Below are 12,564 nucleotides of genomic sequence, written 5' to 3'. Positions count from 1 at the left end.
CTCAAGGTGTAGTTCCTCCTTTGCGGGACAGCAGATCCCATATAACGTCCTTCCCTGGCTTACCCAGATTGTTATAGCTGTTGCCTTCCACAGCTTCATCGAACTGGCAGACAGGTCTAAAGGAACAGAATGTGCAGGCGGTCTCCTGCCCAATTCGGTACGGCTCAATCGCCACATCACCTTCTGTAATCCGTGTCCCGATATCCGAAATTGTCCCTCTAACGGAGGATAATAGATGACCCCACTGCTCTGGTGTAGCTACTGAAGCACTGCTATAAAAGCTGCCGTCAGCTTTTACTGCTACAGGCACGATAGAAGAATACCCTTTGTCTAAAGTGGTATCCATCAGGGAGACAACCTCACGATCTGCTGTAAGCAGTCCTTTCATCTTGAAGCGTTTCAACAGCTCTTGCTCAGCCTGTTCCTTGTTCATCCCATTGGATGAGGTCAACAACGGATCATGCACATGGAAATAAAGTGTGCCGGCTGGAAGTGCCGGCTGCCCCAGCCATTGCTCCGAATATGTTAGCAGCACATCCAAATAAGTCAGCATTTGCAGCGATAATCCATAATACACCTCATGCAGCTTGAGATCCTTTTGGCTCGATTTATAATCAATTACCCGCAGAAGAATTCCGTTCTCTCCACGGGCCATATCTACACGGTCAATCCGGCCAACAACCTCCATCACGCAGCCATTTGGCAGCGTAATCCTTAAAGGCGGCAACTCCTTATCCGGTCCAAAGTCCAGCTCCAGCCCTACTGGCTCAAAGCTGCCCCGGCGGGCGTGCTCGCCCAGAATCACAGAAGCACGTCCAACAATATTCTTAAGTTTACGGGAGATGTACCCGTAACGTTTGGAGCTCATTAGGATTTCACCCTGCAACATCGGAGATAGCCGCTCTACTGTCTCACTGGCCTCACGCCGACATTCATCCGGAGACAAGCTGCCCCAGCCCCGTCCCTCTTGTTTCAGTCTTATCGCCATATCACTTAACGCAGCATGGAACAGCTGTCCAATATCAGGTGCTTGCAGCTTATATAGCTGACGCTCCTTCAGTCTTAGTCCGTAGGACGCAAAATGGGAAAATGAGCACGCAACAAATTTCTCCATCCGGGACACACTGCCCCGCAGTGTTGAGCCACCATACAATCTGAGGCTTGTGCCACGCTTTAGCTTCGTTCCCTCATTACGATAGAACAGTGAGCTTAGCAAACGTTCCAGTTGAAATTTACGATTTTCGTTCTTAGTAAACCAGTTATACACATCCCACCATAGCTCCGGAATTTCTGTCCCCTGGCGCCACTGCCGCAGCTGCATAATCAATGCGCGAAGACTCTGTTCTGGTTGACCAATGAAACCGAGATGAATAGGATTTCCGACTTCTGCCGGTAGTCCCGCAGGGGGAAGTGCTGACAAACTATGCTCTTGAACCCTTGGGAACATTCTATGCAAATGCCGGATAACCTCAGAGGGAAGGAGAGCTTTGCCCTCATCATCCGCTGTAGCGTAGCTAATCCAGAGCTTTTGACTTCCTGTCGTTAGCGCATTATAGATCAGAAACCGCTCGTCCAGCAGTTTACGAGAAGCGCCGGGAGCAAGCTCCATTCCAGCATTCTCTAGTACGGAGCGTTCACCTTCCGAGAGAATTCCATCTTCCTTAAACTGCGCAGGCACAACACCTTCATTAAATCCAAGCAAAAAAGCGTATTTAACCCCTGTTGGGCGAGTCCGATCCATATTGCCGACCAATACTTGATCCAGTGCGGGCGGAACTAGTCCCATTTTAAGCTCAGCAAGTCCTGTCTCTAGAACTCCGGTGAACACTTCAAACTCAAGTCTTTCATTGCCCATCATTTCTACTATCTGATCTAGCAGATCAAGTACCGCACCCCACAACTGGCTATGTTCCCTAGCCTTCTCGGGTTGGCCCTTCTCCATAGACTTAACACTGAGTTTCTCCAGCTTTCGTGCAACATCCGTCTCTTCAAGCAGCTTGTACATTGCCGTACATAGTTCAAGGCCGCTACGGCTTTTCTGGATTCGTTTCTCAAAAGCAAATAATGGTCCTGTTATACTAGCACGGCATCGTTCCATAGTAGCAAGCAGTTCATCATCCATCTGTCTGCCGCCTTCCAGCGACAAGCTAGGAATACCTTTCCATGAGCGGCCATCCGTCCAGCGATACCCTTGAATCCCACAAGCCAGCACATAGTTTTCTAAAGCATCCATATCCTCACGTGTAATACTACCGTCTAGCGGAAGCAAAAGCTCCGTCTTTACGCAACGGAATACATCCTCGTAACGCCAGCGACGACGCACTACATCCAGCGCGGAACGTATAAATTCCACTAGCGGATGATGCAGCTCATTTACCTTCTGGTCCAGAAAAAATGGCACTCCGTAATCTTGGAACAACGGTTGGATCAGCTGCTCGTAATCGCCAATATTGCGCATCAATACAGCCATTTCGCCATATTTTGCACCTTCATCACGCGCCAGTCTAGTCATTTCGCGCAGTGCTCCCTCAACCTCTGCTCTGTGCGAAACTGCGGCGCCTATGAATATAGCCTCTCTTGCCAGTTCATCCGCACCTATCCAGGCCTTCCGGCGATCATATCCCCGTTCAAGGTGAGCAAGTACTGGACTTTGTTCAAAACGCGGAAGAACCGTTGGCTCCAGCAGCTCGTCCCACACATCAATGCCCAGCTCTTCAGCTATTCCACGCAGTTTAATGTAAGTAACCGCAGTGGGGTGAAACAATTCAAGCTCATTCAACTGATCTCCATATGGGTAAGGACGATCAATTGTAAGCGAAACGGTCAGCTTCGAAGCTTGCTGCATCAATTCTCGAAGCACTACGAATTCCTGCGGAGTAAATCCATGGAATCCATCTACCCAAATCTCCGCCCCGCGAATGTAGGAGGAATCAGGAATATGCTCAGCCAGTTCTGCTAAACGATCCTCTTCATCGATATAGAGACGTGACATTTCCTTCTCTAAATCGCTGAATACCAGCTGCAAATCATCCAGCTTACCCTCAAGAATAGGACTTCTTGCAATAGCTCCTCGCATAGCGGACAACTGCTCTTCTAAATCAGTGGAACCCAAACAGCAACGCTTCATCTCCGTGTGCAGTTGGTTCAGACGTTCCACAAAACCCGGTCTGTCTGCTGAGGCACCGAACAATTTCAGTTCCTCTTTGCGACGACTGATGATTTTGTAAATTAACATTTTCTTACCTTCATCACTGATTGGCAGACTTGCACTGCCACCAGTTTCCTGCTTCACACGATAGGCAAGCCGCGAAAAACTCAGTGTCTGCGCCCGAAGGCTTCCCTTCACATTCCCTACGGTCAGAAGCCCCCGTTCTGCTCCAAAAGAACCTTGCTCTGGCACAAGAATAATAATCGGCGCACCAAGCGGTTCCTTCTCTAAGGAAGAAGAGATAGATTCCCATATTTTTGTTGTCTTGCCACTGCCCGAGCGGCCTAGTAAAAAGGTTACCGACATAAATGATAGACTCCTTCCGTAGCGGAGAAAATATATAAATTACAAGGTGAAATATCCACCTATTGATTACACTCCAATTAAAAAAGTTCAGTGATTCCTCGTCCCTTCAGTATATCATAACCACACTAATCGGAACATGTGTTTGCTAGTATTTTCTAATGTTTTACAAAGGATAACAGCTACGAGTACAAATAAAAAAAAGCAAACCTCCGGATTTTGGCGGCTTGCTTTTTAGAGTGTTTAGTTTGTTTTTAATGCCAGATGTGCAACGTTAGATTAGAGCTGCCAATGTCGGAGCATAGGGTCAATGTTAGACTGTTCGGTGTTCGGTGTTCAGTGCTCAACGTTCAGCGTCCAGCATCCAGCGTTCGTCATTCGGCATTCGGCATTCGGCGTTCAGCGTTCAGCGTTCAATACTCAACACTCAACATTAGCACTCTACGCCTATCGTTTTGTAATCCGCATTCCGCATATCATAATTCAATAAGCATCATTCGTTGTTTACCATTTAGTATTCTGCGTTCAAATTGCACATTTTCGGCTAGGCTTGTTTCATTAATTACTTACGGACCCAGAAGCCGTTATTCGTGGATTCAGTGCTGTTTTGGCAACTTTTCGGACCCCATTGACGCTATTCTTCGAAAATGTGTTGCATTACGGGTGTTTTAAGAGCAATAGCGCCTTTGGGGTCCGTAAGAATTCAATAATAGGCTGTTTACGCTAAATAGAGTCATCTGAGTCCGTTGGCAACTACTTGCCTTACAGTCGACTCACGGCCACCCTACGTCCAGCCCTTTTATCCTATTTGTTACTTGGCACTGTAAACCTTTTTGACCTTCAGGCTTATTTTTTACTCCGCACTTCAAAAATCGCAAACTTCAGATAGTGTCCTTCGTTAACGCCAAGTATTTGTGGGTGGTCTTTGCCTGCGGCCCGCCATTCCACAAGTCTCAACACCTTGCCAGCATCTTTAGCTGCATCGGCAATCGTTTCGAGGAACAGATCTGGCTGCATATGGTAAGAACAGCTTGCGGTAACCAAATAGCCGCCTTCGTTCACCAGCTTCATCCCGTGCAGATTGATATCCTTGTAACCACGGCAAGCGCCAGCTACTGCACTTTTGGTTTTGGCAAACGCCGGAGGGTCCAGGATGACTACATCCCAAGTTCTTCCTCCACCTGCCGTCATCGGCTTGGATGTGTCGGTTTTGGCTGTTTTGCCTCCGGATTTAGGATTTGCAGCAGCTGCTGCCGTCTCTGTTCCACTTGCAACTGTCGCCCGTTCAGAACGTTCCTCTAGTCCTTTAACCTGATTCCGTAAATATGCAAAAGCATCATCCACTACGAATTCAACACGATCGCTAAAGCCGTTCAGCTCCACATTCACTTTGGCACTCTCAATGGCATGCGCTGAAACATCGAGGCAGGTTACTTTTTTCGCGCCATACTTGCAGGCATGCAGCGTGAAGCTGCCCGTATGTGAGAAGCATTCCAGCACTGTCGCACCGTCCCAATAAGGGAACGTTACATGTTTACCGCTCTTATTAACTGGCAAGGTCTGTAGCGAACCCTCCTCAGTTTCGATTTCCTGCAGCGTAATGCCGCTTCGTCCCCCCCAGCCTTTCATGAGCGGAGCAATAGAAGCTCTATTCTCACGTTGGTCAAAGAAGTAGCCAGTCTTCTGGCCTTCTTCAATATCAACGACCAGCTTCAGGCCATTCTCACTCACAGTTACATGCCGTGGACACTCCCCATACAGCAAACCCGTTGTCTGCTCCATACCTTCAAGCTCGCGCACACTAACATCACTGCGCTCATAGATTCCGCGCGGTGCCATAACCTGCACCAATGCTTCGACGATTTCTGCACGCCGCTTGTCCATTCCGAGCGTAAGCAGCTGCACAACCAAAATATCTCCGAATCGATCTACAATAAGCCCCGGTAAAAAGTCCGCTTCACCATAAACCAAGCGATAAGCATCCGCACCCGGAAGGAACCGATTTCTGTGTTGCAGACAATTCGCAAAACGTTCTGCAAAAAAGGCTGTATCCATGATCGCAAGGGGTCCCTGTGATACAATTCTTACCCGAATCTGTGACGCTGGATTGTAATATCCCACGGCCAAAAATCGGCCCTGATGATTAAGGACATCTACTAATCCCCCCGCTTCCGGATTTCCTTCTACCGATGCGACTTCACCTGCATAGACCCATGGATGGCCCTGTTCCAGTCTTTTTTTGCGATTGCGTTCTAAAATAACCGATGGCAATGACTTCAACTCCCTGTTTTTCTAAAAATGTTTTTATACATGTCCCATGCAATACATTCATATATTGGTGTACAACCCTCGTCCAAAGGAGTATGCCCTATGTTCAGTGATTTGCTGTTCCCTATCATATATGGTCTTGTTATCTTTCTAGCCGGCATGAAGCTGATGGAAACGGCGTTGTCCAAGCTAGCAGGCCCTCTATTAACTACAAGTCTAAATAGAGCTACCTCAACACCTATTAAAGGAATGATTGCCAGCAGCCTGTTGTCCGCCTTACTCCAGAGCAGTACTGCTGTAACGGTGTTGACTATCGGCATGGTCAATGCCGGCCTGCTCACCTATGCCCGCACACTTGGCATTATCTTGGGCAGCAACATCGGCACCACATTAACTACAGAATTGATCGGACTTCAGATCAATACCATGGCCACGCCCTTGCTGGCAGCCTCGCTCAGTCTGTGGGCAGCGGCAGTTATTGCAGGCGAACTGCCGCCTACATCGCGAGTGGCAGAGCTCTGCCACAAAATATCCCCGCCACTGCAATTTATCAGTCTGGCTGTATCAGGCTTCGCCCTCGTCCTATGGGGGATCGCTGTCATGCAGTCTATCGGCGGAATACTTCAGGAAAGTGGCTTATTCCTCTGGTTCCTAAACCATGCCGCTACAAGTGCCCTATGGGGGCTCGCCGCTGGAGCGTGCCTAACAGCCCTGCTCCATAGCAGCGCTGCTGTCATAGCTATGGCTATGAGCATTGCCGCCTCGGGTGCCATGCCGCCTGAGCTAGGTATAGCCATAGTGCTAGGCGCCAACGTAGGCACCTGTGTCACAGCGGTCATTGCTTCCATCGGCGGCACGCCATCCGGCGTCTTCGTCGCTTGGTCCCATGTTGCGCTTAATGTAGGCGGTGCACTACTATTCTTGCCCATGATCGGGCTGCTACAAGCAAGTGCAGCATGGATTGGTGGAGGCCCTGCTTCACAAATCGCCCACGCCCAGACCATTTTCAACGTAGTCTGCTCACTTCTAGCACTGCCATTATGTTACCTGCCTATATGGACAAAACTGGAAAAACGTCTTCAGTCTTAGCTTAAAGGTACCGTTTTTTTATACCCCAGCTTTCCACAACTGTACTATTATACTTCAATCGAAAATATTATAAAACCGCGAACCGTCGTAAAAAGTGATCACCGTCGAGAAAATTCCAATCAGCACAAACAAAGCCAATGCAAAATAATCGTCTCTCGTGAACGGGCGACTGCTATACCAAGTTCGTTTTGTCTCAGTGCCAAAGCCGCGCAGCTCCATAGCGGTACTGATATTTTCAATTCGCTCGATACTAGTCAAAATTAGGGGCATCAGAATCGAAATGATATTTTTTAGCCGCTTAGGCAGCTTTTCTTTTCTGGAAATATCTATTCCCCTTGCTTGAGCAGAAAACGATATATTCTCATAATCTCGTTGAATATCCGGAATGTACCGTAGAGCCAGCGATACAGAATATGCAATTTTATAGTTCACTCCAACTCTGTTTAAGGATGCTGCAAATTCACTGGGATGGGTCGTTAGAAGAAACAATAGTGCCATTGGAATGACCACTGCATATTTGAGGGCAATATTGAATTGATAAAATAGCTGCTCCCAAGTTACCGTATACCGGCCTGCAATGTGCATAATATCATGACGTGTACCGTAAACACGTACGCCCTCCAAAGGAGAAAAGATAAAGATAGCTATATGATTAAGCAAAAAGAAAATCAAGATGAAATATAATACGAAAGCATAATCCTGAAATTGGACTTTGGAAATTCTAAAGGCAAGCAAACTAAATAACAGCATCACAATTAGACATCTTGTATCATATGTAATCATCCCCGTCACAGACCACACTACAAATAAAATCAACTTAGTAGCGCCGGTAAGACGGTGAATAGGTGAATCCTGCTTCGTAAAAGTTAACATTTTGGCCTTCATCCGCCTCGGCTCCTCCTATCATACGCAATGAACCTTCTAACGAACTCCTCTGGTTGTTTCAGTTCAGCTTTTACAGCTAGGGCAAAAAGCGAGGTTTCTTTCAAGTTCGCTTTTTTTACCACATCAGTATTCGTTAATATTCGCTCAGGTCTATCATCCGCAAGCTTCACGCCATCAGCTAACACTATAGCTCTATCGGCATATTCCAGCATCAAGTGCATATCATGCGTGATCATAATGACCGTCATCCCCTGCCCCCGCAGCGTCAAGAGAAATTCCATCATTTCGTTATAATGCCTGTAATCCTGAGCAGCAGTCGGCTCATCCAAAATGATCACTTCCGGCTCCAGTACCAGAATAGCGGCAATCGTAACCCGTTTCTTCTGGCCATAACTAAGCGCCGAGATAGGCCAGCTGCGAAAAACATAAAGTCCGCACACCTTCAAGACTTGATGGACACGTTCACGAACTAGCTCCTCAGAGCAACCTCGGAGTCTAAGTCCTAGAGCGACCTCGTCATATAAAAGTGTCTTAGAAATCATATGATTGGGATTTTGCATGACAAAACCGATCCGCTCTGCCCGCTCCTTAATCGTGTCCTGAGCAATATCACGCCCATGCATCCGTATTGATCCGGAAGTAGGTTTATAGAAGCCACAAATAAGCTTGGAAACTGTAGATTTCCCAGCCCCATTTCGCCCCGCTATACAGACCATCTCTCCTTTATGAATACAGAGATTGAGCTTATCCAGCACCTGCTGATTTTTTTCGTATCCAAAAGAAATATCTCTTAGCTCAAGGATGGGTGGGCTCTCCAGCTTATCCTGGCGTGAGTGATTGCACTCATACCAGATCTTTAGTTTATTAGAACACGCCTCCAACTCTATATCGTTCACATGCTGCGGATTCATATTTGCTGTAATCGAACATCCGGCATACTTTAAAGCCGTTAAATAGAGAGGTTCCCGAATGCCAACTTCTGAAAGCAACGTTGTGCTCAACAGTTCTGCAGCCGGCATATCCGACACAATACGTCCTTCATGGATCACAATAATACGATCCACTGCCCGATGCAGCACCTCTTCAAGACGATGCTCGATCATAATAACGGTTTTACCTGTCTCTTTATGCACTCGATCAATAAGCTCAATCGCTTTTATACCGGTATAAGGATCTAAGCTTGCCAGCGGTTCATCAAAGAGCAGGATGTCCACATCACCTACCAGAACACCTGCCAAGGTCGTTTTTTGCTTTTGTCCACCCGATAACTCTTGAGGAGAAGAAGCCAGAAATTCGTGGATATCCACCGCTCTTGCGGCAGCCGCCACTTTACTCTTCATTTCTGTCTGCTGAACCACATGGTTCTCTAGACTGAAGGCGATATCCTCACCAACCGTTAATCCTACAAATTGTCCATCCGGGTCCTGCAATACGGTACCCACCTGATTGGACAGCTCTGCGATACTCAGATCCTTCTGCTCCTGGCCCATAATCCGTAATGAACCTGATATTTCCCCACTGTAAGCAAAAGGAATGAGACCATTAATACAATGAGTAAGTGTACTTTTCCCAGAACCTGAAGGCCCCACGATAAGTACCTTTTCCCCTTCAACAATCGTTAAGTTGATCCCCTGCAGTGTGGGTTCCTGCTGCGCCCGATATTGAAAGCTGAAATCCTTAAATTCAATCATTACTTTTTTCATCCGAGACCTTCCTCTGGGTTAATGTGAAGAGAAAAAAGCCGGTGATTTCCACCGGCTTTTTTAGCTTGGATTTGTATTCCACTCAAGCTTCTCTAGTTAAGCTGCCCTGTTTCGTTCTTGTCTTAGCATACGCAATGGCTAGTAAAGATCCGATCACTGCCACCGAAGCTATATTTAATGCACCTGCGGTCAGTCCTTGCGTAAATACTTTATTTACGGGTTCTGCATAGATCAGAATATCCAACACCGGGGCTACAAGGAACCATGCTACAGCATTCGCTGCAATCTGAGCCAGATTAAAGCGTATTATTTCCTTCCGTCCGAATTCCCCGTCATGAATAGCGATTCTAGCTACTAACAAGCCAATAACCAGCCCTACAATGCCAGATGATATGACCCAACTGAACCATGGCGATCCATAAGATATCGTATCCTTCAGGGTATGCCCGATCAGGCCTATAAATAATCCGGCAAACGGACCGTACAATAGGGAGAACAATGCCAGTAATGCGTATGTAGTCTCGATGTTAGTGTTTGGAATACCCGAAGGAATCGAGCCGAATCTCCCCAATATAACGAATAAAGCAGAACCAATACCAATCGCTACAATCGTCTTGATCGACAACACCTTTTGTTTTGCCATGTTCTCATCTCCCCCAACGCATCTATTATGTTTTATGTGATTATACATCGGAATAGTCGGAATTACTATAGAATCCAAATAAAAAAATCTGCAAAGCAACATAATGTTGGCTTTGCAGATTCATATTTGATTATTCAGATCATATTTTCTATTACTTCACTGTCACTGATACCGTAACTGTCTTGCCGCCTAGCTTTCCTTTAATGGATGTCGTTCCTTTACTCACAGCTACAATCTGACCGCTAGCAGATACTCTCGCTACAGAAGGCTTGGAGCTGGTCCATACCGCACTTCCAGTAACAACAGCAGTCTTACCAGTATCATACTGTGCAGTCACGACTACATTCTGAACGGCTCCCGGAGCCATTTTCAGTCTGCTTTCATTAACGGTTAGCTTTGTCAATTTAGGAACTACAGTAATTTTGACACTAGCAGCAATCCCTTGGTAAGATCCTGTCAGCGTAGCAGTACCTTCTGTTACTGCTTTAACGGATGTAGCTTTAACCGTAGCAACCGCCTCATTCGAGGACTGCCAATTCATACTGCTGGAGACATTTCCCGTTTTACCATTAGAATAATAAGCCGTTACCTTTATCGCTTTAGAGCCTTTAATGTTCATTTCGATAGCAGTAGGTTCTACAACAAGCTTAGTAACCTTTTGTTCAATGGTAACTGGGATACTGATGGTTTTATTGGCGTAAGTTCCCTTTAAAGTAGCAGAACCCTTCACCAGTCCTTTGATTACCTTACCGGAAGTTGTTGTCTTGATAATTGCATTCGTACCGGTAAGCTCCCATTCCATAGTTCCAGTAGCATCAAGTTCACTGCCGTTTTCCATCACAGCTTTCACTTCAGGAACAGCCTTCTCTTCACCAGTAACAATCACCAGATTTTCTTCTGGTCCAAGCAAGACAAGGACTTTATCTTTCACTGTAACCTTTACTTCAACACTTTTTTCTCTTACAGCTGTTTTTGAAGTCGTTGGGTTTTCTGATTTTATTTTACCGATAACCTTCACAATACCTGCCGATTCAGCTACAATTTTACCGTCTTTAATGGTGGCAATCTCATCATCCGCAGAGGTCCACTCGATATCACTGCTAAGATCTAGCTTTGTTCCGTCAAGCTTTGTACCGTTTACTTTTGGAAGGCTTACGGTGTCATCTGTGTAAAGCTCCAGTTCCGTCTTGTCGGCTTCCAGTTCTGTAATCGTAGGATAAACTGTCAGCTTAAAGCTTTTATTAATTCCTCTGTACTCTGCTTTAATAACCGAAGTTCCCACTGCTTTAGCAGTCACTGCCGCGGTATCGCTACCAGGCGTAACGGTTGCCGCCAATTGGTTATCCGAAGTCCATACTGCGCTGCCTGAAATATTCGGAGTAGAATTCGCAGCATCGCGAACCTCAGCCTTAACGTTCAGGGTTTCACCCATAAACAGGAATTGATCTCCTGTAGGAGTAAGTAGTAGCGCTTCATAAGGAGCACGTACATATACGTCTACAGTTTGTGTAATCCCCAGATAGGATACTGTAATTACAGCTTTACCAGCAGACAACACTTTGATCTCGCCTTTGTCTACTGTAGCTACACTAGCACTAGAAGAGGACCATTCCGCTTTCGCTGAAATATCATTTGCGCTGGATTTTGTAGTTTCTTTAGTCTCTGCAACCAATTTCAAAGGTGCATCTCCAACTAGCATCTCTAGTTCTTTAACGATTTTGTCGTCATGTTTAAGCTCAATTTCAGAATAAGGCAATTTCACTACAGCCTTAAAGGTTGCTGTTAAGGTCTTGTATTTGGCAGTGATCGTTGCTGTACCTTCACCAGCCAAAGTGATCTTACCTTCTGCAATGGTCAATACGCTTGTGTTCGAGCTGCTCCAAGTAGTATCAGCCGTTACATCCTTAGCAGAAGTCGCTGTTTCTCCACCAATCGCATTGGCTTTGACCAGCAGTTTATCCTCATCATCACCCAATTTGTAGTTCCCTTCAGAACTATATTCGAGCTTCAGTTCTTTAACAGGATGTGCTACCTCAACTTCAATGGTAGCAAGTGCATGATTATAAGTCGCTGTAATAATAGCTTTTCCACTGTCTATCGGAGTCAGCAGGCCATTTACTACCTTTACAGCGTTTGTGTTAGAAGAATTCCATACAACTGCACCTGTCACATCTCTTTTAGATGAGGACCCTTCCACATTCGCATATACCTTAAGTTGCTTTGGCGTTTGTCCAACCGTAAGCTCTACTTTAGCTGAGCTTTCGAATTCAATCGAGTTGATATCGCCGGTCGCTGCAAAGACACTTACCGGAAAAACCGCAGTAGCTAACAATATCATGATGAGGAGCATTTTCGTCATTTTCCTGTACACAGTCATTTGTTCTCTCCCTTAGGCTATAATGTCGTTCGGTGGTTTATCCCCACACTCTTTTACTTATATCGACAATTGTACCCTAAGTGTTTAC

General features: G+C 46.2%; 7 protein-coding genes. 1 reads left to right on the top strand and 6 read right to left on the bottom strand.

The genetic code is table 11. From position 1 onward, the window contains the following. Position 1: 1 nt before the first annotated feature. Positions 2–3,514: a helicase-exonuclease AddAB subunit AddB gene (gene addB / locus NST45_RS03925; protein ID WP_076098527.1), complete on the bottom strand. Its 3,513-nt coding sequence runs from the start codon at positions 3,512–3,514 to the stop codon at positions 2–4. Positions 3,515–4,357: 843 nt separating this feature from the next. Beyond that, positions 4,358–5,782, bottom strand: a complete 1,425-nt coding sequence (locus NST45_RS03920; protein ID WP_076098526.1) for a class I SAM-dependent rRNA methyltransferase — start codon at positions 5,780–5,782, stop codon at positions 4,358–4,360. 99 nt (positions 5,783–5,881) lie between these two features. Here NST45_RS03920 and NST45_RS03915 point away from each other — a divergent pair, with 99 nt between their 5' ends. Continuing rightward, on the top strand, positions 5,882–6,868 hold the full coding sequence (locus NST45_RS03915) for a Na/Pi symporter (protein WP_036683880.1): 987 nt from the start codon (positions 5,882–5,884) through the stop codon (positions 6,866–6,868). A gap of 54 nt (positions 6,869–6,922) precedes the next feature. Here the strand turns inward: NST45_RS03915 and NST45_RS03910 are convergent, their stop codons facing one another. The 4 genes from NST45_RS03910 to NST45_RS03895 form a co-directional block, all read right to left on the bottom strand. Beyond that, positions 6,923–7,753: an energy-coupling factor transporter transmembrane component T gene (locus NST45_RS03910; RefSeq protein ID WP_076098525.1), complete on the bottom strand. Its 831-nt coding sequence runs from the start codon at positions 7,751–7,753 to the stop codon at positions 6,923–6,925. Further along, complete coding sequence (locus NST45_RS03905) at positions 7,750–9,456, bottom strand: ABC transporter ATP-binding protein (RefSeq protein WP_076098524.1); 1,707 nt, start codon at positions 9,454–9,456, stop codon at positions 7,750–7,752. Before NST45_RS03905 ends, NST45_RS03910 begins: the two co-directional genes overlap by 4 nt. Before the next feature lie 82 nt (positions 9,457–9,538). After that, entirely contained in the window at positions 9,539–10,099 is a 561-nt protein-coding gene (locus tag NST45_RS03900) for an ECF-type riboflavin transporter substrate-binding protein (RefSeq protein WP_036683889.1), read from the bottom strand. 151 nt (positions 10,100–10,250) lie between these two features. Beyond that, the gene (locus tag NST45_RS03895; RefSeq protein ID WP_036683896.1) at positions 10,251–12,476 is read right to left on the bottom strand and encodes a hypothetical protein; all 2,226 of its coding nucleotides are present in this window, start codon (positions 12,474–12,476) and stop codon (positions 10,251–10,253) included. Between the last annotated feature and the right edge of the window lie 88 nt (positions 12,477–12,564).

It is taken from the genome of Paenibacillus sp. FSL R7-0163 (assembly GCF_037969975.1).
Lineage (GTDB): Bacteria > Bacillota > Bacilli > Paenibacillales > Paenibacillaceae > Paenibacillus_AQ > Paenibacillus_AQ odorifer.
The sequence above is the reverse complement of the archived record's forward strand: the minus strand, read 5'-3'. Positions and strand labels throughout refer to the sequence as shown.

Excerpts from the sequence above, each read along its gene's own strand:
- addB (WP_076098527.1), bottom strand. The coding sequence starts at position 3,514 with ATGTCGGTAACCTTTTTACTAGGCCGCTCGGGCAGTGGCAAGACAACA.
- NST45_RS03915 (WP_036683880.1), top strand. The coding sequence starts at position 5,882 with ATGTTCAGTGATTTGCTGTTCCCTATCATATATGGTCTTGTTATCTTT.
- NST45_RS03910 (WP_076098525.1), bottom strand. The coding sequence starts at position 7,753 with ATGAAGGCCAAAATGTTAACTTTTACGAAGCAGGATTCACCTATTCAC.
- NST45_RS03905 (WP_076098524.1), bottom strand. The coding sequence starts at position 9,456 with ATGAAAAAAGTAATGATTGAATTTAAGGATTTCAGCTTTCAATATCGG.
- NST45_RS03900 (WP_036683889.1), bottom strand. The coding sequence starts at position 10,099 with ATGGCAAAACAAAAGGTGTTGTCGATCAAGACGATTGTAGCGATTGGT.
- NST45_RS03895 (WP_036683896.1), bottom strand. The coding sequence starts at position 12,476 with ATGACTGTGTACAGGAAAATGACGAAAATGCTCCTCATCATGATATTG.